Origin of the sequence: Ochrobactrum sp. EDr1-4, assembly GCF_049199085.1 — a bacterium.
GTDB lineage: Bacteria > Pseudomonadota > Alphaproteobacteria > Rhizobiales > Rhizobiaceae > Brucella.
Map to the genome: position 1 here is coordinate 521928 of NZ_JBLZOF010000003.1, position 26118 is coordinate 548045.

Below are 26118 nucleotides of genomic sequence, written 5' to 3' on the forward strand. Positions count from 1 at the left end.
AACGGAAAGCCAAGCCACCGTTCATATCGCGTTCAGTTTCATAAGCATCACAAAACAATCGCGCGCGACACGACGAATATAATTCATATAAAGCAATGGCTTATTCACACTCCGTGCGTGAACAGGTGCTTACAGACTTCAATATTAAACTTAATTAATGTGCAGCAGACGCGGTTCAGTCCAGCGGAACCATGTGCTGGATATACTCTTCTTCATCGGCCAGCTCATGATCAAAGGCTGTTACTTTTCCGCGGATAGAGACGCCTGCTTCGTAGATCGTGTCCGGAGAGCCCGACACTAGCGGATGCCACCAGTAAAGATCAGCACCTTCCGCAACGAGACGATATGCACAGGTCGCAGGCAGCCAATTAACCTCATAAACAATCTCAGGCGTCAGAAACACGCAGTCAGGCACCGTCTTGCGGCGGTTGGGATAATCGCTGCACTTGCAGCTATCCTTGTCCAGCAGCGTACAGGCAACCGTCGTCCAATAGACTTCCTCGGTATCGTCATCGAGCAATTTATGCAGGCAGCATTGACCACACCCATCGCACAGGCTTTCCCATTCCTGTCGGTTGAGTTCTTCAAGAGATTTGGTCTGCCAGAAAGGTTTCTTATCCATGGGGCTGCATATAGAGCATTTGCAGCAAAAGTGCGTAGCGGTTTTGCCTTGAATAGCGTGGGCAAATCGCCGCCCTTCGCTATTGAAACAAAAGCCATGCTGCGATACATAACGCGCATCATCCTTATGATCGTAAGCGTCTTACGTTAAGCAACGCATCAATTCTGCCGGGAACGGCTATTCGCTTTGATGTTTCGTTGCGCGTTCCCCGCATAATATTCAGGAATACACATGTCTCAGTTGAACGGTTCACGCCGCAGAAAACTGCCAGCGCGTTATGCATCTGTTGTGATGCCGCTTATTCTTTCAATCATGATGACATTCGTTGTCTCATTGATCGCAACCGCAAAAAGCCTCGGCTTTACGCATCCAGATCTCGCTTATAGCTGGATGACTTCGTGGGCGCTCTCATGGGCCATCGCGTTCCCGGTCCTGCTGGCTATCCTGCCAATGGTCCGCAAGATGGTCAGCTTCGTCTGCCATCCGCACTAATAACAAATAAAACCGCGCATTATTCATGCGCGGCTTTTTTCAAAACTAGCAAAACTGATTATCGAAAAATCGTTTCACCCTGCTCATCGATAATCTGGCGACCCTTGTTGAGCGAAATGCTTGCAGCATCTTCAATGCCCGGGCAACGATCCGCACGCACAAATCGATGCTCTTTCAGTTCGCCATCAATGGTCTTGGAGATCACACCACACACCTGATACTGGCCGCCTTCACTATAAGGCGTTGCAACAATCAGGAAGTCTTTGTGCTCAAGGCGTCCGGCTTCTTTTGGTGCTGCTGGCGTTTCTTCTGCTGAACCACCGCCAAAAAGGCGTTTCAAAAAAGACATAACGCTCCCTCTCTTTCGAGCGCGTTTCGATCTGACTCTATAAGACCAGCGCTCTAAGTCTTTGTTTTGACGCGTATCCCGAAAGCCGTTTCGTACTGTGCGGAATGCGTCCTCATAAAATCGCCCGAAACCATGTCTGGCATCGGGCGAAAAGGTCTTAGCTGTCGAGGAACGAACGCAGCTTGCGCGAACGGCTCGGATGCTTGAGCTTGCGCAGTGCTTTCGCTTCAATCTGACGAATACGTTCACGCGTAACCGAGAACTGCTGACCGACTTCTTCAAGCGTGTGGTCAGTGTTCATGCCAATACCGAAACGCATACGCAGCACGCGTTCTTCACGTGGCGTCAGCGATGCCAGAACACGGGTGGTCGTGTCACGAAGATTGGCCTGAATGGCAGCATCGATTGGAAGCAGCGCATTCTTGTCTTCGATGAAGTCGCCAAGATGTGAATCTTCTTCATCACCCACTGGCGTTTCAAGCGAAATCGGCTCCTTGGCAATTTTCAGAACTTTGCGCACTTTTTCAAGCGGCATGGCCAGCTTTTCAGCCAATTCTTCCGGCGTCGGTTCACGACCAATTTCATGCAGCATCTGGCGCGATGTACGAACGATCTTGTTGATCGTTTCAATCATGTGCACCGGAATACGAATGGTGCGCGCCTGATCAGCAATCGAGCGGGTGATTGCCTGACGGATCCACCATGTCGCATAGGTCGAGAACTTGTAACCACGGCGATATTCAAACTTATCAACCGCCTTCATCAGACCGATATTGCCTTCCTGAATAAGATCAAGGAACTGAAGGCCACGATTGGTGTACTTCTTGGCAATCGAAATAACGAGACGAAGGTTGGCTTCCACCATTTCCTTCTTGGCGATGGTTGCTTCGCGTTCGCCCTTCTGAACCTGATTGACGATACGGCGGAATTCACCAATCGAAATCGCGGTTTCAGTGGCCAGCATCTGAATTTCAGAACGCAGACGATCAATCGCGCGTTCTTCTTTTGCAGCGAAATCTTTCCAGCCACGAGCCGAGAGAACACTGACGCGTTCTACCCAGTTCGGATCAAGTTCATGGCCCTGATATTCTTTCAGGAACTCCTCGCGACGAACACCAAAGGATTCAGCCAGACGTAGCAACTTGCCTTCGTTCTGAACGAGACGCTTATTGATGTCATAAAGCTGTTCAACGAGCTGCTCGATACGATTCTGGTTCAGCGAAAGCGACTTAACCGCTTTAATCAGCTGATCTTTCAGTTCCTTGTAACGACGTTCCTGGCTCGACGACAGATCAGCCGAAGCAAGCAGGCGGCTTTCAACCTGTTGGTCCTGCAACTTGCGAAGCTTGCGGTAAGTATCGGCGATCAGATCGAGCGTTTCCATAACCTGTGGGCGCAATTCGGCTTCCATAGCCGCCAGCGACAGGTTGGCTTCGTCCTCGTCTTCTTCCTCTTCTTCCGAAGAAACGTCACCACCTACATTGGTGATGTCATCATCGTCACGCGAACGGCGCGGAGCCTTGTCGTCACGTGGCTTTTCTTCTTCCACGCGCTCAACAATCGGCGCCTGCTTGGCTTCTGGGCCAGCATAAGTGGTTTCAAGATCGATGATTTCACGCAGCAGAATGTTGGATTCATTGAGCTGTTCGCGCCAGATGATAATCGCCTGGAATGTCAGCGGGCTTTCACAAAGCCCAGCGATCATCGTTTCACGACCCGCTTCAATGCGCTTTGCGATGGCAATTTCGCCTTCGCGCGACAGAAGCTCAACCGTTCCCATTTCACGCAGATACATTCGGACAGGATCGTCGGTGCGGTCGGTCGGCTCTTTCTTGGTGGTGGTGGCAGCAACGGCGGTGCCACTGGTTTCAGCCAGTTCGCCGCCTTCTTCCTGCTCGTCATCACTGCTGTTTTCGTCACGATCAGCTTCCTGCTCATCGTCTTCAACAACATTGATGCCCATATCCGACAGCATAGCCATCGTATCTTCGATCTGCTCAGATGTCACTTCTTCGGAAGGAAGCACAGCGTTCAGCTCGTCCATTGTGACGTAGCCGCGCTTCTTCGCAACCTTGATCATCTTCTTGACAGCATCGTCAGAAAGGTCGAGAAGCGGCCCGTCGGTCGCACCTTCGCGCTCGACTTCGGCTTCTTCGTTTTCCTTAGCCTTCGTTGCCATATTGCTCGTCTCCAGGCGACACCAGTCGCTTCTAAGATATATAGAGTGGCCAAACGGTTTTGCGAGAGCGCCGTTTAACTGTTGATTCTGCGAATAGCTGATTTCACGTTAATGCCGAATTAACCCTGCGGTTATTAACGAGCCCTGTTGGTTCTAAAATCCTGTGGGTTGATCCGGGAACACTGGTCGCCTTGAAGGCCCTGCCCGCTCTTTAATTCTTGCCCACTCAGGATGATTTCAGAGATCCACTCAGGGAATATTGATCAATATCAGTTCTTTAAATCCTTGCTCGAACTGTCGTGATTCCGTCATTTGTGCCGCACGTCAAGAGCGACTCACCTGATTCGGGTCTAAAAAGCGAATCATTTATTGTCGCGGCCCATTCTCTGGGCTTTTACGCAATGATACTTTCTATAAACGGCATTCCCAGCAGGTTTGAAATGCAAACTCGAAACTCTGGCGTTCGAAAGTGATTCGCCCGTTTCGAATTACGAAGCACTGGGGGCACGTCCCGACGAAAGTCCGAAACCATCAATAAGAGCTTCGGTGGCCTCTGCCTGCGCAATCTGCTTTTGAATGTCGATAAGCCGAGCAAAAACTTCGCCTGTTTCATCCGTATCAAGCGATGCTTCGACGGCGCGCAGTTCCCTATGTAGGGTGCGCGCGCGCTGATGCAAGTGAAGCGCCTGTTTTAAAGCTTCGCGCACATCATCTTCTGCGGCCTGTGCCATCGCGGTCCATTCGCGTGTACGACGGACCATGGCTTCCAGTGTTTCAATCAGTTCACCATGACCGGCTGCGACCAGCGCCTTGCGCATGGCAAAGCCGTCCTGAACATGATCGGATGCCAAAACATCAAGCATGGCGAAATGCAGTACCCTCAAAGCGTCGTGTTCAAAATCGAGCGTCGACATCGCCTCGAAATCTTCTTCGATAAGACGTGGGTGATTAAGCAACATCAAAACGATTGCCGTTTCACGCGCTGGTGCATTGCGGCCTTTGACCATGTTCGAACGCGTCAGGCTGTCTGAAAATGCCATACGCCCACCAAAGGCAGCGCCGCCACGACCTTGCTGCTGCGGCCCACGTCCCTTGCCTTTGTCGCGATTGAACGAACTGCCACCATTGCTCTGCCGCCTTTGGCCAAAAAATGCCTGCGCTCTGTCACGCATTTCCTGGCTATAATGACGCCGAATGTCCTCATTCGCGATACGATTGGTGATTTCGCGCAACCGGGCTTCGAGCTCGGCACGACGCTCCGGCGTATCAAAAACACCTGATGCCGTTTCCCGCGTCCAGACCATATCGACCAGCGGCTTTGCATCCCGCAACACAGCATAGAACGCCGACGGACCTTCCGCCTTGACCAGATCGTCCGGGTCTTGTCCTTCCGGCAGCATTGCAAAGCGAAGTGACTTTCCCGGCTGCAAAGTCGGAAGCCCAAGATCAGCCGCACGATGCGCTGCACGCACACCTGCACCGTCACCATCAAAACACAGGATCGGCTCAGGGCTGATGCGCCACAGTAATTCAAGCTGCTCTTCGGTCAATGCAGTGCCCAGTGGAGCGACGGCCTGGTGGATGCCAGCCTGCGCAAGCGCAATCACATCCATGTAGCCTTCAACCGCGATGATTGGCTTTGCCTCTTCACCGCCCTGTGGCTGACAAGCTTTTCGCGCGCGCAAACCGTTATAAAGGATGCGGCCTTTGTGAAAGAGTTCGGTCTCTGGGGAGTTCAGATATTTCGCAGGCGCATCGGCGGAAAGCGCACGGCCACCAAAGGCAATGATACGTCCGCGCAAATCCTCAATCGGAAACATGATGCGGTCGCGGAAGCGATCATAGGAAACGGCAATGCCTTCGCCGTGCACTACAAGACCACAGGCCTCAATCTGATCTTTTGCAACGCCTTTAGACGCCAAAAACTCTTTCAACGCATTGCGTGATTCAGGCGCATAGCCAATGCGAAATGCTTGTTGAGTAGCACTCGAAAGCCCACGGTCGCGCAAATAGGCACGCGCTTTCGCACCGGCTGCAACCTGCAACTGGCCTTCAAAAAACTGCGCCGCAAGTTCCATCACATCGAATAGCGTCGCACGTTGCGCCTCGCGCTTTTCCATTTCAGGATCGCGCTCAGGCATCGGCACGCCTGCCATATCGGCAACGCGTTGTACGGCTTCAGGAAAGCTTGCACCTTCCAGTTCGGTCAAAAACTTGAAGTGATCGCCGGTAACGCCGCAACCAAAGCAATGGTAACGGCCCTTGCGATCTTCGCAGTGGAAGCTTGGCGACTTCTCGCCATGAAACGGACAACAGCCCCAGAAGTCACCTTTCGAGGTGTTGCTTTTCTTACGGTCAAAAGAAACGCGCGTTCCGATCAGCGTCGAGATCGGCACGCGATCTCTGATCTCATCAAGGAATGAAGGCGGAAAACGCATTACAAGTGTCTCTTTCGGGTCAGCAAACTCTACGGTTTAAAGACTATATAGGCTCGCGCGCACACGCAGTCCATCGCCCGCGCCAAACGCTCCCCGTTAATCACATGCTCCAAGCAGCCATTTGGACATGCTGTTTTGTCACAAAACTGTCATATAACTTTCACATGTCAGTAGCCCGGCTTGATTTTAAGGGACTTCAGGCCCATATTCTCTTAATTATATGATTAGCCGGAACATATTTTTTCTCTTTTTGTTGCGTAGACTTAACTGAAATAGTTGTTCCCCCGCCTCCAAACTGAAAGGAGTTCCCGTGAACGGTTCTCTGGTCCTTTTGCATCTTGCTGGTGCTGTTGCTCTCCTTCTTTGGGCGACACGCATGGTGCGAACGGGTGTGGAGCGTGCCTATGGTGATCGTCTGCGCCGTCGTTTGCGCAACCAGATGCAAAACCCGCTGCTCTCCATCGCCTTTGGTCTTGCGCTTGCAATCGCGCTGCAAAGCTCGACGGCTGTAACGCTTCTGGTCGGCTCCTTTGTCGGATCAGGCATTGTCGGTGGCGTCGCAGGCCTTATGGCTGTGCGCGGTGGTGAGCTTGGCTCAGCACTTGTCGTCAAAATTTTGAGCTATGATCTGACTATTCTGGTGCCGCTCTGCCTTGTATCGGGCACCGTCATTTTTATGACGACGGAACGCCGCGACTGGCGACAGATCGGGCGCATTCTGGTCGGTATCGGCCTGCTTATCATGTCTCTGGAAATGACAGGTCATGCGACTGAACCGCTCCGCCAAAGCGAGCTCCTGCCAGTCATCGTCGATTATCTTTCAAGCGATCCGGTTACAGCTTATCTTCTGGCTGCCTTGATGACATGGCTGTTTCACTCAAGCATTGCCGCCGTCATTCTGCTCACCACATTTGCTTCGCGTGGATTGATCACACCCGAACTGGCCGTGGTTATGGTGCTGGGTGTCAATCTCGGCTCGTCGATCATCGCACCAATTCTCACCCGTCAGGCACCGCCAGAAACGCGTGTCGTGCCGCTCGGCAATCTGTTGATGCGTGGCGCAGGCTCACTTGTCATGCTCATCCTGTTTGAGACATTCAAACCCTCGATTGCTTTCTTGGGTGGCGACCCCGTCTCGCAGGTGGTCAACGCGCATATTCTCTTCAACGTCATCATCATGCTCGCTGGCATTCCACTCTCAGGACTGGTTCTGCGTGCAACGGAAGCATTGGTGCATCTCAACACTGATAAAAATGCCCCAACGCAACCGCTTGAAGTCGAAGAATATAGTGCGCTGGATAACGCCGTCCTCGACCGGCCGTCACAAGCACTGGCGAATGCGACGCGTGAAGTTGTTGGTGTCTGCGACACGATTGAAGTCATGTTGCGCCGCATTATCGACCTCTATGAAAAGCCCGATCAGGCGCGCATCCACGAACTCGCGGCACTCGATGACCGCGTGGATAAGAAACATGCCGCCATCAAGCTTTATCTAACCAGGCTTGCCAGCAAAAACCTCGATGAGTTTGAAGCACTGCGCATGCAGGAATTGATGGGCGCTTGTGTGAAACTTGAACAGGTTGGCGATATCATCGTTCGCAACATGCTCGCGCATGTGCAGAAAAAAATGGATCACAATCTCGAATTTACCGAGGAAGGCTGGAAGGAACTAAGCCATTTCCACGCCATGGTGCTTGCCAATGCGCATATGGCCTTTAACGTGATTGTTTCGCGTGACGGACACACGGCACGCCAGCTCGTGCAGGAAAAGGACAATCTACGCGATCTGGAAAAACAGACGAGCATGCACCACTTCTCGCGCCTTCGCGATGGTTCAACACGCAGTATCGAGACCAGTACGATCCATCTCGATACAATCCGCGATCTTAAGCAGATCAATTCACTGCTGGCATCAATGGCCTATCCAGTCCTTGAAGAACAAGGATTGCTCGGCACCACCCGCTTGAAAACAATCAAGCAAAGTTCATAAAAAACGTTCAGAAAGGTTACCGCCTTTCTGAACGCACAAAACATAATTTTACCTGACCAATGAATGATGCGGTTGCGCTAGAAATCGATCACGACTGAAGGTGCGCTACGCTGTGCCTCGCCATGGAATACGGCCTCAATATTATTGCCATCGGGATCAAGAACAAAGGCCGCATAATAATCAGGATGATAAGGACGCTCGCCGGGGGCACCATTATCCTGTCCACCATTATCGAGTGCGGCACGATAAAAGGCATCCACGGTCGCGCGATCTTTTGCCTGAAACGCCAAGTGATGCCGCCCGGTTAAGACGCCAAGCGCCGCCGGACTGTCTGCCGAGGAGACAACAAGTTCATCGGCCCAGAAGTAACCGTCAGATGTCGCATTGATGGGAATATCCAGTACAGCCAGAACAGCCGTATAGAAATCCTCACTGGCCTTTAAGTCGCGTACGACAAGCTGAATATGGTCGATGAGCCGACCACGATGAAGTTGATTTGTTTCCATGGCCGTTCATCCCATTTTTATATGTGCAACATCACAGAAACCAACTGTTCTGAGAGCCGTGAACAACCAGAATGCTTCAAGAAGATATTTCCGGCAATATAATATGCTCGAAACACACATCATGCGCAGCAATCAAAATACATTACGCATGTCACGTTAGGGACGGCCCACTCATGGGCCATCCCAAGCGGTTTACTGAAGGAGCGTTTTCACGAGAGCGCTTGCTTTCGTGAAATCCATCTGTCCGGCATAGCGTTCTTTCAGCGCTGCCATGACCTTGCCCATATCGCGCAAACCGCTCGCGCCAATATCAGCAATGACAGCTTCACAAGCCGCTTTGGCTTCGTCATCGCTCATCTGAACCGGCAGAAAGTCACTGATAATGACAATTTCAGCGCGCTCGCCTTCCGCCAATTCAATGCGATTGCCTTCTTCATAGATGCGAGCAGACTCTTCGCGCTGCTTGACCATCTTTCCCAAAATGCCAAGCAATTCTTCGTCGCCAACGGGATCTTTTCCCGCACCGCGATTGGCAATATCGCGATCCTTGACCGCAGCCATGATCAGACGCAGTGTGGACAAGCGAAGCTTATCCTGCGCCTTCATAGCGGCGGTCATTGCATCAGAAATCTCTTGGCGCAGCATATGGTTCTCCTAAAATCTGTAAACTGTTCAATTAAACCCGCTTCTATTCTAAAAGCGGGGGCATAAGCAATCACACGCTTAAATCCAACATTTCCCGAAAAGCTTGCATTCAGGCGATTGACCCGGCGTACAAGTTTCTCTATTTCTCAAAGCTTAGCAGGACATCGGCATGTGCTCACGGCGGGAAGTTTAATCCCCGCTGCGTTTTGGCGCATATATGGCCCCGAAAACACCGGTTTTCAAGTTGCTCAGCCTTGAGTGGCTGAAACTCGGATACATGCCGCATGACTGATAAACCGCAAACGCGCGCCAGACGGCAGCGCGAAACCACGCAGGAGTGCACGCCATGACCGAAGCCCCATCGAAGACAGCACCCTGGACAATTGCCAAGCGAACCGCCGTTCTCGTGCTGGCAGACGGCACCGTCATCGAAGGTCAGGGCGTTGGCGCAACCGGCGCAATTGAAGCGGAAGTCGTCTTCAACACTGCCCTCACCGGCTATGAAGAAATCCTGACCGACCCTTCCTATGCAGGCCAGATCGTCACTTTTACCTTCCCGCATATTGGCAATGTCGGCGCAAACCCAGAAGACATTGAAGACCTGACACCAGCCAACCGTCACGGTGCTGTCGGCGCGATCTTCAAGGCAGACATTACAAACCCGTCCAATTTCCGCGCCTCAGAACACCTTGATGCATGGCTGAAGAACCGTGGCGTTATAGCATTGACGGGTATCGATACACGCGCCCTCACCTCTCTCATTCGCGAGCGGGGAGCGCAGAACGCTGTCATCGCGCACGACCCGGAAGGCAAGTTCGACATTGATGCCCTGAAAGCGCGTGCTGCTAACTGGAGCGGTCTTGAAAATCTCGATCTTGCGAAAGATGTCACCATTGGCCAGAGCCAGACTTGGGACCAAACCCCATGGACCCTCGAAGATAGCTTTGGCGCACAGACCGATGCGCAATATCACGTTGTCGCACTTGATTTTGGCGTGAAGCGTAACATTCTGCGTCTGCTTTCAGGCCTCGGCGCAAAAGTTACCGTCCTGCCTGCAACGGCCACGGCAGAAGACGTGCTGGCCTATAACCCAGATGGTATTTTCTTGTCGAACGGTCCTGGCGATCCGGCTGCGACAGGTGCATATGCCGTGCCAACAATTCAGAAGCTGGTTGATAGCGAATTACCTGTTTTCGGTATCTGCCTCGGCCACCAGATGCTTGCTTTGGCACTCGGTGCAAAGACCGAAAAGATGCATCAGGGCCATCATGGCGCAAACCATCCGGTCAAGGATTACACCACCGGCAAGGTTGAAATCGTCTCCATGAACCATGGCTTTGCGGTTGATTCCGACAGCCTGCCTGAACATGTCGAAGAAACCCATGTGTCGCTTTTTGATGGCACCAATTGCGGCCTTCGCGTTATTGGTAAACCTGTCTTCTCCGTGCAGCACCACCCAGAAGCTTCGCCCGGCCCACAGGACAGCCACTATCTGTTCCGCCGGTTCATCAATCTGATCCGCGAAAACAAGGGCGAAGCCCTTCTGCCTGAACGCGAAGAAGCTGCATAAAGCTAGAAACAAAAAAGCCGGGATAAAATCCCGGCTTTTTCTTTGTCCATATTTATTAGCGATCAAATATCCCCGCTGAATGTATCGCAGGAATCGATCTTTCCGCTGTCAAACCCACGCTGGAACCATTTAGCGCGTTGCGCCGACGTGCCATGATTGAAGCTCTCCGGCACCACATAACCCTGAGAGCGCTTTTGCAGCGTATCATCACCAATCTGATGCGCGGCATTGATCGCTTCTTCAAGATCGCCAGCTTCCAGAATGCCCTTCTGGTCAGTGTAATAACCCCAGACACCCGCAAAGCAGTCTGCCTGCAGCTCAACACGCACCGACATCTGATTGGCCTGCGCCTCGTTCATCTGCTGACGCATCTGATTAAAGCGCGGCAGGATCCCAAGCAGGTTTTGCACATGGTGTCCGACTTCATGCGCAATCACGTAAGCATTGGCGAAGTCACCCGATGCGCCAAACTTGGTTGCAAGCTCATTGAAGAATGCCAGGTCAATATAAAGCTTTTTATCGCCGGGGCAGTAGAATGGTCCTGAAGCAGACGATGCCATGCCACAAGCAGAACGCACACCGTCAGAGAAAATAACCATTGTCGGCGGAGCATAGGTTTGTCCACGCGACTGAAAAATGCCGCTCCAAGTATCTTCGGTTTCCGCCAGAATAGTGCGTGCGAACTGCGTCGCCTCGTCATTGGCAACCTTGCCACCAGTGCTTTGCTGCGAAGTCTGGGTCGGGTTGATGCTGCCGTCACCAAACAGGAACGGCATTGGATCAATACCAAAAGCACGCAGCGCAAAGAACATCACAACCAGAATGAGAATACCGGAAATACCGCCGCCGCGCATGATGCGAAAACCGGGGCCACCGCCCATGCCGCCGCCGCGAAAGCCTCCGCCTCCGCTCTGTTGTCCACGAACGTCTTCGACATTATCGCTTTGTCTACGGCCTTGCCAACGCATGGACCAACTCCCCTTCACCGTGCCACCTGTGAACAGCGGCACCAAACTAACGCTTACAATTGTCGCACAAACAGTTGGTACAGCAACATAAAAAGTAAATGCGCATGAATCACAAACAAAGACGCATCTGCAACAAATGCGTCTACAAACCGGTATTACAACCAAGCTTGCCCATAAGTTTTGGTGAATGCCCGCATTTTCTTTGAAATAAGGGCATTTGTGGGGTTCCGCTTTGGCTCATCATTGCCTATAAGGCCCACTTAGCCCAAAGAATATACTTCTGCCAACCCGCCGGAAATCCGTGCGGGCTTTTCTGGCAGGCTAAAACCGAAGATAGGATGCCCCCATGCCGAAACGTACAGATATCAAGTCAATCCTGATCATCGGCGCGGGCCCAATTGTCATCGGTCAGGCTTGTGAGTTCGATTACTCCGGCACGCAGGCTTGTAAGGCGCTGAAAGAGGAAGGCTATCGCATCATCCTCGTCAACTCCAATCCGGCCACAATCATGACCGACCCGGATCTGGCAGATGCGACATACATCGAGCCGATTACACCTGAAGTCGTTGCTAAGATCATTGCCAAGGAACGCCCTGACGCGCTGCTGCCAACAATGGGCGGACAGACCGCTCTTAACACTGCATTGTCGCTCCGCCGCATGGGCGTTCTTGAGCGTTACAATGTTGAAATGATTGGTGCACACGCAGAAGCCATCGACAAAGCAGAAGACCGCGCGCTTTTCCGCGAAGCCATGGAAAAGATTGGTCTTGATACGCCGAATTCCATGCTGGCCAATGCCACCGAAATTAAAGACGAAGACCGCAAGCGTCACGAAGCCAAGCGCAACGAAGTAAAGTCGCAACACACGGGCGACGACCTCGACAAGGCGCTCGACAAGCTCGAAACCGAATGGCAGCTCGGCGAAGTCGAACGCAAGCAGCGCTATATGAGCCATGCGCTTGCCAAGGCTGCACAGGCGATGGATTTCGTTGGTCTTCCAGCAATCATCCGCCCAAGCTTTACGCTTGGGGGCACCGGCGGCGGCATTGCCTATAACCGTCAGGAATTCTTCGAGATCATCGAGCGTGGTCTTGATGCGTCGCCAACCACCGAAGTGCTGATCGAAGAATCGGTTCTTGGCTGGAAAGAATATGAAATGGAAGTGGTCCGCGACAAAGCGGATAACTGCATTATCATATGCTCGATCGAAAACCTCGATCCAATGGGCGTTCACACAGGCGACAGTATTACAGTAGCCCCAGCGCTTACGCTCACCGACAAAGAATACCAGATCATGCGTAACGCTTCGATTGCAGTATTGCGCGAGATCGGCGTTGAAACCGGCGGCTCAAACGTTCAGTTCGCGATCAACCCGGCGAATGGCCGTATGATCGTAATCGAAATGAACCCGCGTGTATCGCGTTCGTCGGCTCTTGCGTCGAAGGCAACCGGCTTCCCGATTGCCAAGGTCGCAGCCAAGCTTGCAGTCGGCTACACACTGGATGAACTCGACAACGACATCACCGGCGGCGCAACACCTGCATCGTTCGAACCATCGATTGACTATGTCGTCACCAAAATCCCTCGCTTTGCCTTTGAAAAATTCCCCGGCTCTTCACCAATCCTGACCACCGCTATGAAGTCGGTCGGCGAAGTGATGGCCATTGGCCGTACTTTTCAGGAAAGCTTGCAGAAAGCACTGCGTGGTCTTGAAACCGGCCTCACCGGTCTTGATGAAATCGCCATTCCGAACATTGAAGAAGGCGACGAAAAGAACGCAATCCGTGCGGCCATCGGCACACCAACGCCAGACCGTCTGCGTATGGTTGCACAGGCAATGCGCCTTGGCCTGACCACCGAACAGATTCACGACGTATCGAAGATCGATCCTTGGTTCCTTGAACAGATGGAAGAGATCGTTCTGACGGAAGCCCGCGTCCGTGAACATGGTCTGCCAAAAGATGCAGAAAATCTGCGTATGCTTAAAGCCATGGGCTTCTCTGATGCGCGCCTTGCAAGCCTGATCGGCAAGGATGCCGAAGATGTTGCAAAGCTGCGTAACGAGCTGGATGTGCATCCGGTTTACAAGCGCATCGACACTTGCGCGGCAGAGTTTGCATCGCCAACGGCCTACATGTACTCGACTTATGAAACGCCTTTCGTTGGTCAGCCGCGTTCGGAAGCAGAAGTTTCGGATCGCAAAAAGGTTGTCATTCTCGGCGGCGGTCCAAACCGTATCGGTCAGGGCATCGAATTCGATTACTGCTGCTGCCATGCAGCTTTCGCACTCAATGATGCCGATTATGAAGCCATCATGATCAACTGTAATCCGGAAACAGTTTCCACGGATTATGACACATCAGATCGTCTCTACTTTGAGCCACTGACTGCCGAAGACGTGCTGGAAATCCTGCGCGTTGAGCAGGAAAAAGGAACATTGCACGGCGTCATCGTCCAGTTCGGCGGTCAGACACCGTTGAAACTTGCGACGGCACTCGAAAAGGCTGGTATTCCGATCCTGGGTACCTCGCCAGATGCAATTGATCTTGCAGAAGATCGCGACCGTTTCCAGAAGCTGCTGATCAAGCTCGGCCTAAACCAGCCAAAGAACGGCATTGCCTATTCGGTTGAACAGGCTCGCCTGATTGTTGCTGACCTCGGCTTCCCGCTGGTTGTGCGTCCGTCTTATGTTCTGGGTGGTCGAGCTATGCAGATCATTCATGATGAGCGCGGCTTGCAGACCTATCTGCTCGACACTGTTCCTGAACTGGTGCCAGAAGACATCAAGGCGAAGTATCCAAACGATAAGACCGGCCAGATCAACACGCTTCTCGGCAAAAACCCGCTTCTGTTCGATACCTATCTAACACAGGCCATCGAAGTGGACGTCGATTGCCTTTGCGATGGCAAAGACAGCTATGTGTCCGGCATCATGGAGCATATCGAAGAAGCTGGCATTCACTCCGGCGACAGTGCCTGCTCGCTGCCAGTGCACACGCTTTCGCCGACAATCGTTGCCGAACTTGAACGCCAGACAGCATTGCTTGCAAAGGCGCTTAATGTCGGTGGCTTGATGAACGTGCAGTTCGCCATCAAAGATGATGAAATCTTCATTCTTGAAGTCAACCCACGCGCATCGCGTACCGTTCCATTCGTCGCAAAAACCGTTGGTACACCAATTGCCAAGGTTGCAGCCCGCATCATGGCTGGCGAAAGCCTTGAAGAAGCGATTAATGCCTATGGTGGCAAGCCACAGCCAAATGCGCGCCCGCACATCGCGGTTAAGGAAGCCGTATTCCCGTTTGCACGCTTCCCCGGCGTCGACACGTTGCTCGGACCGGAAATGCGCTCGACCGGCGAAGTCATGGGCCTCGACTACGACTATGCACTGGCTTTCGCCAAGGCGCAGCTTGGCGCAGGCGTAGAGCTTCCGCGTGAAGGCACGGTATTTGTCTCGGTTCGTGACGAAGACAAGGAACGCGTACTCGGTCCAGTCCGCAAGCTGGCAAGCATTGGTTTCAAGGTCATGGCGACTGGTGGAACACAGCAATTCCTCGAAGCCAATGGCGTGGAAGCAGTTAAGATCAACAAGGTGATCGAAGGTCGTCCGCATGTTGAAGATGCGATCCGCAATCGTCAGATCCACCTGGTCTTCAACACGACCGACAGTGCGAGCGCTGTTTCGGATAGCAAGTCGATCCGTCGTGCAACACTGATGCAGAAACTGCCTTACTACACCACCATGGCGGGTGCAGAAGCTGCGGCAGAAGCCATTGCAGCACTCAAGGCTGGTTCAATGGAAGTTCGTCCGCTTCAGGATTACTTCCGCGCATAAGCTGTATATGAGCAATTAACAAAGGCCGCAGATGAAAATCTGCGGCCTTTTTATTTTTAAGCTCTTACTTAGGATTGATGCGGCAAGCGCAGTGGCGTGGCGTTCAAGTCGATCTCAAGATGAAGCTTGGTCGGAAACAAGCCGTTATGGCCTAATCCCTTACCGATATGGATTACGGACGCAGCTTTCAGCGGCCCTTCCAGAATGGTATAGGCACGCTTTCGCGCATCTTCATCCATCCCATCCAGCGTCCCATCAATCACAATCCAGCTCGGATTTTGCAGCACCAACCGCGCCAGTGCTAGGCTTTGTTGCTCGTCAGCTGTTAGCGTCCGGTCCCAGCGCACAACACGGTCAATTTGCGGCACAAGTCGCTCAAGCCCGGCTAGTCTCAAAACTTCAGCGACCTTTTTTTTTGAAAAGTCGGTAGCGTTGAGTGGATAGACAACCGCATCATGCAGATTACCGGGCGGGATATACGGCGCATGGGGAATGAACACCACGCGGTCGCCCGCAGGCAATCCAATCCGCCCACTGCCCCATGGCCATAACCCACCGAGTGCACGGAAAAGCATACTGCGCTCAGATTCTGTGGCACCCGTTACGAGTAGACGCTCACCGGGATTAATGACCACATTTTTCTCAACCAGATTGAGACAACCGTCCGGCGCTGCAATCGACAGATTGTCAATCGTCAATTGCTCCTCCGTATTGGTCTCAACGGTAATTTGTCGATCAAGATGGCCAATTTCATCCATACGCAAAATCGCCTGCCGGAAGCTCGCGACACGCAGCAGCGTTGCACGCCAATCGGCAATCGCACCAAAATTATCGACAAACCAGCGCAGCGAATTATGCACCTGCGTGAAAGCACCGACCGCCATCATCAGACCGCCAAATGTCAGACCACCGGAGAAATAAACCGGGGCTGCGACGAGAATGGGCGCAACGATGGTAAACCAGCCATAGCCTGCCGTAACCCATGTGAGATTTGTGGTCGCAATGACGATGCGTTTGATAGCAAGCAGCACCGCATCAAGATCACGGTCCAGTCTGCGACGCTCATCGGCCTCACCACGCGCCAGCGTCACCGCGTCAATATGCTCGTTCACGCGCATTAGCGAAAAACGAAAATCGGCCTCTCGCGCATAGCGATCTGCATTGTGATTGACAAGGCTACGCCCCACAAACCAGGATAGCAGCGAAGCGGAGCCTGCGTAAAACACAGCCGCCCAAACCATGTAACCGGGAATAGAAAAACTATAGCCCCAGACATGGAAGACAAAGCCGCTCGAAAGCGACCACAGCACACCGACGAAGCTTACAAGAATGACCGTCGATTGCAGCAGGTTGATGCCGAGGTCGCTGGTTGTTTCCGCAAGGTGCCGCGCATCTTCCTGCAAGCGCTGATCGGGATTGATACCAATTTCGCCCGCTTTCGCCAGACGAAACGCCCGCCCCGGCTGCAACCATTGACCAACGAGATCGCGTGCCAGCCCATCACGCAATTTCAGCTTGAACATTTGGTTCAGCCAAGTCTGCGACACATTGAGAATGAGAACCGTGCCTGCAATGGCAAAAAAGATCAGCAACTGGTGGAAGAAAGCACTCAGATTACGATCGGACAACGCATTGTAAAAAGGCACATTCCAGCGATTGATAGCGACCTGCCCAACTGCAATCAGAACGATCAGCGCAAATATGCCGGTTCCCAGAGCAATAAGCTGATTACGCACCGGTGACACCCAGAATGCGCTCATCATCATGCGCGACTGCGAGAAAAGATCGTTACCGTCCGACAGCACTTCACCTTGCGGCTTCGTGAGAAGACGATCAGCGCCTTGCGGCTCATCCTGCTTAACTTCGGATACCAAGTCTTTCCTCATCGTATGTACGATTTCACGTTACCGCTATTACTGGCGAAATATAGTGACCAAAACCAGACGGAACCCCGTCGTTTTCAACAGCTCGCGCGTTCTTGAGCGCAGATATCATGTAACTTTCATGCGAGGGCAATCGGGAAGCTCTAAAACCTTCGGAAAATCGCATTACCGCCAAAACTCTCTTCATAGACGTCCCTCCTAATTGGGCCGACGACATGAGAAAAACTATTACGAAAATAGGCCGCCAGAGAGTGCAAAGCCTATCTTGTGTTGGTCAAATTTGTCGCATATAGTTTCTCTATCGATTTTTCGGTCAAGTGACTTTGCGACCCGCCCGGCCTGCCGTGCTTCCTGACGATCTCCTGTCCATAATTTCGATCCACAGGGACGTGTGCGAAGCATACGGACTATCGACTACTAATGTTACAAAGGAATTTCCCATGGCTACGGGAACAGTTAAGTGGTTTAACACAACCAAGGGCTTCGGCTTCATTCAGCCTGATCAGGGCAACACAGACATTTTCGTTCACATCTCTGCCGTTCAGCGCGCTGGTCTGACCACGCTTGATGAAGGTCAGAAGGTTTCGTTCGAAATCGTAGAAGACCGTCGTTCGGGCCGCTCGTCTGCTGACAACCTCGTCGCAGCTTAAGTTTCGCCGAATAGGCTAAAGCATGTCTCCCAAAAGTGGTAATCGGTTTTGAGATCAAGACATGCGTTTAAATAAATGAAGGCGGGGTAATACCCCGCCTTTTCTTTGTCCCGAGCATGTCACGAAAAAGTGGGAACCGCCTTCGCGGGAAAATCAGTCCACCGGACTGATTTCTGATCCCGCTTCGATCCGACAACGCCATGGGTTATAAAACATTGCTCACGGCAACCAATCCATGGTCACATGTCCCTCGTCAGCAGCAACGCGCGCAAGCCATGCCTGAACAGCCGGATATTGGTCCATATTAAAGCCACCGCGATGGGCCTCATGCGTATAAGCATAAAGCGCAATATCCGCGATGCTTAACGCATCCCCTGCCAGAAATGGCGTTTTCTTGAGCTGCGTTTCCATCACGCTGAGCGCCTTGTCGCCACCCTCAAGCGTAGATGCCAATCGTTCAGGCGTCGCATCACTTGCGCGCTCTGGATAAACCATCAAAGCACGACGCACCGCAACATATGGCTCATGGCTATATTGCTCGAAGAACAGCCACTGATAGACAAGTGCTCGCTCGTAAGCATCTTTGGGCAGATAGGCTGTGCCTTCTGCGAGATGGAGAAGAATAGCATTTGATTCGGCTATGAACCGCCCGTCTTCGAGTTCGAGCAACGGAACCTTGCCGTTTGGATTTTTGGCCAGATATTCCGGCGTTCGGGTTGAACCATCAAGCGCCGAAACAGTGACGTGCTTAAACGGCTTGCCGATTTTCGCAAGCAAAAGCCGTGGCTTATAACAATTTCCAGAATCTGGCTGTGAGTAGATCGTGAGCATCTGCTTCTCCTGTACCGCTATAACATGTCGATCCGGCTACACCCTGTCCAATCAGTTTCGTTGAACGAATATGCGCGGATCACTGATGGATCAGAACTTTTAAGCAACACAATTGCGCGAGACCACGGAATTTGTTGCGAAACTGCAAAGCTTTTGTTGCGATTCGTGCGCCAATGCGACATAGAAAGCCCGCAAGACCGGACCACGCCCGGTGCCGGTTATCTGATCCTGCCATCTATGGAGATCTATCATGGCATTTCTCGCCGACGCCCTTTCTCGTGTAAAACCATCTGCGACCATCGCGGTCAGCCAGAAAGCACGTGAACTGAAAGCCAAGGGCAAGGACGTGATTGGTCTCGGAGCGGGTGAACCCGATTTCGATACACCAGACAATATCAAGCAGGCTGCTATCGACGCGATCAATCGCGGCGAAACAAAGTATACCCCAGTTGCTGGCATTCCTGAGCTGCGTCAGGCCATCGTTGCTAAGTTCAAGCGCGAAAACGGTCTCGATTATAAGCCAGAACAGGTCATCGTCGGCACAGGCGGCAAGCAGATCCTGTTCAATGCCTTCATGGCAACCCTGAACCCAGGCGATGAAGTGATCGTCCCTGCACCATACTGGGTAAGCTATCCAGAAATGGTTGCGATCAACGGCGGCACGCCGGTTTTCGTTAACACGAAGATCGAAGACAACTTCAAGCTGACCGCTGCGGATCTCGAAAACGCGATTACACCAAAGACCAAGTGGCTGATCTTCAACTCGCCATCGAACCCAACCGGCTCGGCATACACAGAATCCGAACTGAAGGCACTGACCGACGTTCTCGTGCGTCATCCGCAGGTCTGGATTCTCACCGACGACATGTATGAACATCTCGTTTATGGCGATTTCGTCTTCACGACGCCGGCACAGGTTGAGCCTTCGCTTTATGACCGCACGCTCACCATGAACGGCGTTTCAAAAGCCTATGCGATGACCGGCTGGCGTATTGGTTACGCAGCAGGTCCGCTGCAACTCATCAAGGCTATGGACATGGTGCAGGGTCAACAGACCTCCGGCGCTTGCTCCATCGCTCAGTGGGCGGCTGTTGAAGCATTGAACGGCACGCAGGACTTTATTCCGAAGAACAAGGAAATCTTCCAGGCACGTCGCGATCTGGTCGTATCCATGCTCAATCAGGCAACCGGCATTCATTGCCCGACACCTGAAGGCGCGTTCTACGTCTATCCGTCATGCGCTGGACTGATCGGCAAGAAGACAGAAGCTGGCAAGGTGATTGAGTCTGACGAAGACTTCGTAACCGAACTGCTTGAAGCAGAAGGCGTTGCCGTTGTTCACGGTTCGGCTTTCGGCCTCGGACCAAACTTCCGCATTTCCTATGCGACTTCGGACGAACTGCTTGAAGAAGCCTGCTCACGCATTCAGCGCTTCTGCGCAAGTCTGCGTTAAACACTTCTATATAGATTGACGAAGGGGCCGAAAGGCCCCTTTTTCGTCTCTGCATTTCTCGTAAAATCATATGCCCCGGCGTAAAGCCAAAAAAAAAGCCAGACAAATGTCTGGCTTTGAGTTTTGAAGGTGCCATTGAGGCAAACCTCCAGAGGGGAACACTCAGCGCGCGCAAATGGGAGGAGGAAACGCAGCGCTGAGATGACTCTTATATGCCTTGTGATTATTGTTTTTGCAACTCAACTTTAGCACAATGCAGCCATGCATTTTTTGCATAGCTTCGCCATTCAATATTATCAATTAAAATCAATAGCTTGCACATTAACCAACCAATCATGTTTCTTCATACTGCATTAATGAGCCGCCTAAACGAAAGGCACATAGCCATCATGCATGCCTCATAAAATGGCAAGAAATCACATGGAAGACCAAATCAGACCACCTGACGTCTGTCATCAAACAATCATCCAACTGCAACCTATCTGTCATGAGAGGCTCCTAGATACCGTTTAAAATTCGCAGCCTCTCTCCCCCATCGCGCTGCGCCGGAGCCTATCTTGCGGATCATCCAGATTACCGACACACATCTCAGTCCAACCAAGCTGCACTTCAACGGCAACTGGTCGCCGCTTATTGACTGGATGGCTGATCAGAAACCAGACCTCATTATCCATACCGGCGACTTCACGGTTGATGGCGCTGATGTGGAAGATGATCTGATCTTCTGTCGTGAATTGATGGCAGACCTTCCCGCTCCGATGCTCTGCCTGCCGGGCAATCATGACATAGGCCATTTACCGGCAAGCAGGCAGCCGGTTAATACCGAACGCTTACAACGCTGGCGCGACCACTTCGGCCCCGAATACTGGACGCTGAATTTCGGACAGTGGCTGCTAATTGGCCTCAACAGCCTGATTATGGGCGATGGCTCCGTGCTGGAAGAAAAGCAATTCCATTGGCTCGAACAACAGCTCAACCATAGCGAAGGCTGCCCTGTCGCTATTTTTGCGCACAAGCCGCTGTTTATCGACAGCCCAGATGAAGGCGAAACCGGGCTCTGGGGCATCCCACCTGTTCCACGCCAGCGTTTGATGGAGCTTTTCGCACGCCATCACGTGCAGCTTCATGCCAGTGGCCACCTTCATCGGGCATGGTCCGGTGAAGCGGCAGGAATAAGCTATGTCTGGGCACCGTCAGCGGGCTTTGTTGCGCATGCAATAGATCGTGAACTTCCCGGCGACCGGATTGTCGGTGCTGTCATTCATGATCTTGATGACACAGCGACAAGCAAAATCGTTGAGATCGAAACACTTAGCCATCACGTCATCGACGATGTCATGCATGAGGTTTACCCAAGCAATCTCAATCGGGAAAAGCTAAAGCCTCAAGAGAACCTGCCCGCTTAAGAACATCCAATAAAAAGGCCGCGTAAGTAAACTCACGCGGCCTTTTCTCGACCTTTGAAACAGATCAATAGGTCCAGTTACGCGCCTTTGAAAACAGGAAGTCGCGGAACGCATGAAGCTTGGCCGAATTCTTCAACGCTTCCGGGTAGCAGAAGAACGTGTCGAAGGATGGAATTTCCTCAAGATCGGGCAAAAGCTGCACCAGACCGGATTCCTTGTCGGCCATATAATCAGGCAAAACTGCCATGCCGACGCCACGCTGCACAGCACGACGCACCGACAGAAGGTTATTGACCTGCAAAACCGGAATACGCGAACTGCCATCTGTACGACCGGCAATTTCCAGCCAGTTGAGCCCAGTCAGATAGCTTGGCGCAGGCTCACCGAACGTCACCACGCGATGCTGGTCGATTTCTTCAATGGAATTGAGCTTCCCGTGCTTGGAAACATAACCCGCCGATGCATAGACGTGCATATGCACGGTGAACAGGCGACGCTGGATCAGGTCCGGCTGCTGCGGCTGACGCAAACGAATTGCGCAATCCGCGTGGCGCATGGTCAGATCCAGTTCCTCATTGTCGAGGATAAGCTGCAACTGAATATCCGGGTAAAGCTCGACGAACTCTTGAATACGCTCGATCAACCAGCCAGAACCAAGACCAACCGTTGTGGTCACGCGCAGGCGACCTGTCGGCTTTTCCTTGCTCTCTGCAAGCTTGGAGCGGACATTTTCGAGCTTCATCAGCACGTCATGCGCTGTGCGATAGAGCGTTTCGCCCTGCTCCGTCAGAATAAGGCCACGAGCGTGGCGATGGAACAACGGAACTCCCACATCCTGTTCCAACGCACTGACTTGGCGCGAAATAGCTGACTGCGACAGATGCAATGTCTGTGCGGCATGGGTAAACGACCCCGCTTCCGCGGCGGCATGAAATATGCGCAGTTTATCCCAGTCGAGTGGTGCAACCACCTTCTCCCCCTCTCATTACTCCGCAGCTTCGTGCAGCGGTTCCTGTGCAGCCAGATAGCGCTCGGATTCAAGCGCCGCCATGCAGCCCATACCAGCGGCAGTCACTGCCTGCCGGTAAATATCATCGGTAACGTCACCAGCAGCAAAAATGCCCGGAACATCCGTCGCCGTCGAATCAGGCGCAGTCCACAGATAACCGTTTGGCTTCTGCTTAAGCTTGCCTTCGAACAAAGAAACGGCAGGAGCATGACCGATGGCGACGAAAACGCCATGTGCATCGAGAATATGCGTTTCGCCTGTAACAATGTTCTTGAGGCGCACACCGGTCACCGTCGCGCCCACTGGTGGCTTTGCTTCTGTGCCGACGATTTCATCGATCACGCTGTTCCAGACAACATTGACATTTTCACGCGACAGCAGGCGATCCTGCATGATCTTTTCAGCGCGGAAGCCTTCACGGCGGTGAACAACTGTCACGCTCTTTGCGATATGCGAAAGATAAAGTGCTTCTTCAACAGCGGTATTGCCGCCACCAACAACCACAACATCCTTGCCGCGATAGAAGAAACCGTCACAGGTCGCACAAGCAGAAACGCCGCCGCCCATGAACGTCTGTTCGCTTTCAAGACCAAGCCACTTGGCCTGTGCGCCGGTCGCGATAATTAGCGCATCGCAGGTATAAACCGTGCCACCATCGCCAATCAGGCGGAAGGGACGCGATTTGGTGTCAACTTCAGTGATGATGTCATAGACAATTTCCGCGCCGACTTTTTCAGCCTGTGTTGCCATCTGCTCCATCATCCATGGACCCTGAACAGGTTCGGCATAGCCCGGATAGTTTTCAACATCAGTGGTGATCATCAACTGACCGCCCTGCTGCAAACCTGTGATGATGATCGGTTTAAGCATCGCACGCGCTGCATAGATTGCGGCGGTATAACCCGCCGGACCTGAGCCGATGATGATAACGGGCGCGTGACGCTGTGACATAGGGAAATCTCCGGTCCAAAAATCGTTTCAGGCCATTTTCGGCAAGTGAGAAAAACGATCCTGCACCCTGCTTTGCCAATATCCTGATATTGTTTGACAAGGTAGGTTCACAAACCCGCCTTTGCAAGGTTTGAGCGGCGTTTGTCGGCCTTAGCCCACAGCTTGTGACCTTTCAGCAAGCCTATAAGTCACAGGTGCATTGCAGCGGGCAAATTCCCGCGTTAAAGACACAGAATACATCGCGTTTATAAAAGACGCTGGGCGCTTTCAAAAAACGCTGGAGCCGACCGCCATTTATAAGACAGTCGCCAATATCTGTGCGCGTTTCGGCCTCGTTATGGCTGTTGCAATGCTGCTGCCTGCGGCTATCGACCTGCGCGACGGCAGTGACGATTGGCTGATCTTTATCCGATCAGCTGCGGCAACCGGCGCTTTATCGTTGCTGATTCTGCTCGCCACACAAAACCAGAATACGCGCTTTACCCCGCGCCTTGGCTTTCTGCTGACAGCGTGTCTTTGGCTGACAGCAAGCTTTCTTGGCTCGATCCCGCTCTATTTCTCACATCTGCCGATCAGTTATGCGACGGCATTCTTTGAAGCGATGTCAGGCGTCACCTCGACGGGTGCGACCGCTCTGACCGGTCTTGATGATATGCAGCGCGGCATTCTGCTCTGGCGTTCACTCTTATGCTGGATCGGAGGCGTCGGCTTCATCGGCTTAGCGCTTTTGATGCTGCCATCGCTGCGCGCTGGTGGCTTGGCGCTTTTCCATATGGAAAACTCCGACAAGTCTGAGAAGATTTTGCCGCGTATGAATCAGATCGCGCTTGGCATCGTCATAGCCTATCTCAGCCTGACAGCTGCTTGCATGATCGCTTATTTTGCGGTCGGCATGAGCATCTTCGATGCGGTCAATCATGGTCTGGCAACTGTCGCCACCGCAGGTTTTTCTACCCACGACAACTCGTTTGCCTATTATGAAGGCAACCGAATGTTGCTAGTGGTTTCGACCATATTCATGGTGCTATCGGCCCTGCCCTTCATTCTCTACATCAAAGCTTTCATGCCGCGGCGCACCGAACTGTTAAAAGATCCGCAGGTGAAGCTCTTTTTCACCATCGTGATTGGTTTCAGCTTCATTCTTGCGGTCGTCTTACGCCTTGGCACGCATATTCCATTTGGCGACGCGCTGATTGCAGCATCGTTTCATTTTGTCTCGGTCATCACGACAACCGGCTTCACAACAGAAGATTATTCGCTGTGGGGACCGCCAGCCATCGGCATCTTCTTCCTCGCCTGTTTCCTTGGCGGCTGTGCAGGCTCGACCTCAGGCGGCATCAAAATGAACCGTTTGATCATACTATGGAGCCTGACCAGAGCCAATCTCGCGCGCCTCGTGATGCCGCACGCGGTCATCAAAATCCGGTACGGTTCTTCCGAAGTCTCCGGCGAGATCGCACAGAACGTCCTGCTCTATCTGTTTCTCTATATTGCTTCGCTGGTTATCGGCGCGGTTCTGCTGGCATCTCTCGGCCTGGATTTCGTCTCGGCCTTCACCGGCGCACTGACCGCACTATCCAATGTTGGACCGGGATTTGGCGACGTCATCGGCCCGGTCGGCAACTTCTCGACCATCCACGATCCGGCACTCTGGGTGCTTTCATTCCTGATGCTGGTTGGCCGTCTCGAGCTCATCACAATCTTTATCTTGTTCACACGCACTTTCTGGATGCGCTAACAACTCTTTAGATGGTTTACATCCAGTCGTTTCTTTTGGTATGAGCAAGATAGTATTGCGCTATAATGGCGCTGAGTGTTTTAAAATTACAATTGACTGAAATTTCCTTGCGCGGAGTTTTATATGCCTATTAAGGCTGATCTGGACGACATCGATTGGAAAATCCTTCGGGAGCTCCAGAATGACGGGCGCATCACCAATGTCGAACTCGCTGAACGGGTCGGAATTTCCGCCCCTCCTTGCTTGCGCCGCGTGCGCAAACTTGAGGAGAGCGGCGTCATTCGTGGCTATCGTGCCATCCTTAACGGCAACGCACTCGGTCAGGATCTTGTCGCCTTCTGTTCTGTTGGTTTGCATCGTCAGGCAGACGCCGATTTGAAGGCTTTTGCGGAGAAGACAAAGCAGTGGCCGTTGGTACGCCGTGCATGGATGGTTTCAGGCGAATCTGACTTCCTGCTGCATTGCGTTGCACGCGATCTTAACACGTTTCAGACCTTCGTTATCGAAGAACTGACAGCAGCGCCTAATGTGGACTCAGTCCGCACAGCGCTGACCATTCGTCCCGTTAAAGACGAACCTCTGATGATTCTCTGATCAGATCAA

At 52.5% G+C, this 26118-nt stretch carries 20 protein-coding genes and 1 pseudogene; 10 read left to right on the forward strand and 11 right to left on the reverse strand.

The features are described from left to right. Nucleotides 1–175: 175 nt before the first annotated feature. Nucleotides 176–622: a YcgN family cysteine cluster protein gene (locus tag ACOZHT_RS13590; RefSeq protein ID WP_339511610.1), complete on the reverse strand. Its 447-nt coding sequence runs from the start codon at nt 620–622 to the stop codon at nt 176–178. A gap of 231 nt (nt 623–853) precedes the next feature. On the opposite strand from ACOZHT_RS13590, the gene ACOZHT_RS13595 reads away from it, so the two are divergent. Then, a complete protein-coding gene (locus ACOZHT_RS13595; protein WP_250038813.1) occupies nt 854–1114 on the forward strand; it encodes a DUF2798 domain-containing protein in 261 nt (86 codons plus the stop codon). 58 nt (nt 1115–1172) lie between these two features. Here the strand turns inward: ACOZHT_RS13595 and ACOZHT_RS13600 are convergent, their stop codons facing one another. The 3 genes from ACOZHT_RS13600 to dnaG form a co-directional block, all read right to left on the reverse strand. Next, a complete protein-coding gene (locus ACOZHT_RS13600) occupies nt 1173–1463 on the reverse strand; it encodes an HlyU family transcriptional regulator (protein ID WP_339511607.1) in 291 nt (96 codons plus the stop codon). Nucleotides 1464–1620: 157 nt separating this feature from the next. Continuing rightward, nucleotides 1621–3642 (reverse strand): RNA polymerase sigma factor RpoD, encoded by a 2022-nt coding sequence (rpoD, locus tag ACOZHT_RS13605; protein WP_339511605.1) that lies wholly within the window; start codon nt 3640–3642, stop codon nt 1621–1623. 488 nt (nt 3643–4130) lie between these two features. Further along, nucleotides 4131–6080 carry a DNA primase gene (dnaG, locus tag ACOZHT_RS13610; RefSeq protein WP_339511603.1) on the reverse strand — a complete coding sequence of 650 codons (1950 nt, stop codon included), beginning with the start codon at nt 6078–6080 and terminating at the stop codon, nt 4131–4133. A 310-nt stretch (nt 6081–6390) separates the two neighbouring features. Between dnaG and ACOZHT_RS13615 the strand changes: the two genes are divergently transcribed. Beyond that, complete coding sequence (locus ACOZHT_RS13615; RefSeq protein ID WP_339511601.1) at nt 6391–8070, forward strand: Na/Pi cotransporter family protein; 1680 nt, start codon at nt 6391–6393, stop codon at nt 8068–8070. A 77-nt stretch (nt 8071–8147) separates the two neighbouring features. Here the strand turns inward: ACOZHT_RS13615 and ACOZHT_RS13620 are convergent, their stop codons facing one another. Together ACOZHT_RS13620 and ACOZHT_RS13625 are read right to left on the reverse strand one after the other, a co-directional pair. Next, entirely contained in the window at nt 8148–8576 is a 429-nt protein-coding gene (locus ACOZHT_RS13620) for a VOC family protein (protein ID WP_339511599.1), read from the reverse strand. Between the two features lie 192 nt (nt 8577–8768). Then, complete coding sequence (locus ACOZHT_RS13625) at nt 8769–9221, reverse strand: GatB/YqeY domain-containing protein (RefSeq protein ID WP_339511597.1); 453 nt, start codon at nt 9219–9221, stop codon at nt 8769–8771. 346 nt (nt 9222–9567) lie between these two features. Here ACOZHT_RS13625 and carA point away from each other — a divergent pair, with 346 nt between their 5' ends. Then, nucleotides 9568–10791, forward strand: coding sequence for a glutamine-hydrolyzing carbamoyl-phosphate synthase small subunit (gene carA, locus ACOZHT_RS13630; RefSeq protein WP_339511595.1), 1224 nt, complete (start codon nt 9568–9570; stop codon nt 10789–10791). Between the two features lie 62 nt (nt 10792–10853). On the opposite strand, the gene ACOZHT_RS13635 is transcribed toward carA, so the two are convergent. Beyond that, nucleotides 10854–11759 (reverse strand): neutral zinc metallopeptidase, encoded by a 906-nt coding sequence (locus tag ACOZHT_RS13635; RefSeq protein ID WP_339511593.1) that lies wholly within the window; start codon nt 11757–11759, stop codon nt 10854–10856. Between the two features lie 346 nt (nt 11760–12105). Between ACOZHT_RS13635 and carB the strand changes: the two genes are divergently transcribed. Continuing rightward, nucleotides 12106–15594 (forward strand): carbamoyl-phosphate synthase large subunit, encoded by a 3489-nt coding sequence (carB, locus tag ACOZHT_RS13640; protein ID WP_339511591.1) that lies wholly within the window; start codon nt 12106–12108, stop codon nt 15592–15594. 68 nt (nt 15595–15662) lie between these two features. Here carB and ACOZHT_RS13645 read toward each other — a convergent pair whose 3' ends face one another. After that, nucleotides 15663–17399 carry an ABC transporter ATP-binding protein/permease gene (locus tag ACOZHT_RS13645; RefSeq protein ID WP_421565867.1) on the reverse strand — a complete coding sequence of 579 codons (1737 nt, stop codon included), beginning with the start codon at nt 17397–17399 and terminating at the stop codon, nt 15663–15665. A 518-nt stretch (nt 17400–17917) separates the two neighbouring features. On the opposite strand from ACOZHT_RS13645, the gene ACOZHT_RS13650 reads away from it, so the two are divergent. Next, nucleotides 17918–18127: a cold-shock protein gene (locus ACOZHT_RS13650; RefSeq protein ID WP_339511587.1), complete on the forward strand. Its 210-nt coding sequence runs from the start codon at nt 17918–17920 to the stop codon at nt 18125–18127. A gap of 219 nt (nt 18128–18346) precedes the next feature. Here ACOZHT_RS13650 and ACOZHT_RS13655 read toward each other — a convergent pair whose 3' ends face one another. Next, complete coding sequence (locus tag ACOZHT_RS13655) at nt 18347–18958, reverse strand: glutathione S-transferase family protein (protein ID WP_339511585.1); 612 nt, start codon at nt 18956–18958, stop codon at nt 18347–18349. A 250-nt stretch (nt 18959–19208) separates the two neighbouring features. Here ACOZHT_RS13655 and ACOZHT_RS13660 point away from each other — a divergent pair, with 250 nt between their 5' ends. From ACOZHT_RS13660 to ACOZHT_RS13670, 3 genes and pseudogenes are all read left to right on the forward strand, one after another. Then, nucleotides 19209–20411 carry a pyridoxal phosphate-dependent aminotransferase gene (locus tag ACOZHT_RS13660; protein WP_339511583.1) on the forward strand — a complete coding sequence of 401 codons (1203 nt, stop codon included), beginning with the start codon at nt 19209–19211 and terminating at the stop codon, nt 20409–20411. A gap of 15 nt (nt 20412–20426) precedes the next feature. Then, nucleotides 20427–20616: pseudogene (locus ACOZHT_RS13665) on the forward strand (hypothetical protein). Between the two features lie 352 nt (nt 20617–20968). After that, complete coding sequence (locus ACOZHT_RS13670; RefSeq protein WP_339511581.1) at nt 20969–21817, forward strand: metallophosphoesterase family protein; 849 nt, start codon at nt 20969–20971, stop codon at nt 21815–21817. Nucleotides 21818–21881: 64 nt separating this feature from the next. On the opposite strand, the gene ACOZHT_RS13675 is transcribed toward ACOZHT_RS13670, so the two are convergent. Together ACOZHT_RS13675 and trxB are read right to left on the reverse strand one after the other, a co-directional pair. Further along, the gene (locus ACOZHT_RS13675; protein WP_339511579.1) at nt 21882–22787 is read right to left on the reverse strand and encodes a LysR family transcriptional regulator; all 906 of its coding nucleotides are present in this window, start codon (nt 22785–22787) and stop codon (nt 21882–21884) included. A 15-nt stretch (nt 22788–22802) separates the two neighbouring features. Then, nucleotides 22803–23777, reverse strand: a complete 975-nt coding sequence (gene trxB, locus ACOZHT_RS13680; RefSeq protein ID WP_339511577.1) for a thioredoxin-disulfide reductase — start codon at nt 23775–23777, stop codon at nt 22803–22805. A 337-nt stretch (nt 23778–24114) separates the two neighbouring features. Between trxB and ACOZHT_RS13685 the strand changes: the two genes are divergently transcribed. Both ACOZHT_RS13685 and ACOZHT_RS13690 read left to right on the forward strand, forming a co-directional pair. Beyond that, nucleotides 24115–25515, forward strand: a complete 1401-nt coding sequence (locus ACOZHT_RS13685) for a TrkH family potassium uptake protein (protein WP_421565868.1) — start codon at nt 24115–24117, stop codon at nt 25513–25515. A gap of 123 nt (nt 25516–25638) precedes the next feature. Then, complete coding sequence (locus tag ACOZHT_RS13690) at nt 25639–26109, forward strand: Lrp/AsnC family transcriptional regulator (RefSeq protein WP_007875947.1); 471 nt, start codon at nt 25639–25641, stop codon at nt 26107–26109. Nucleotides 26110–26118: the final 9 nt, after the last annotated feature.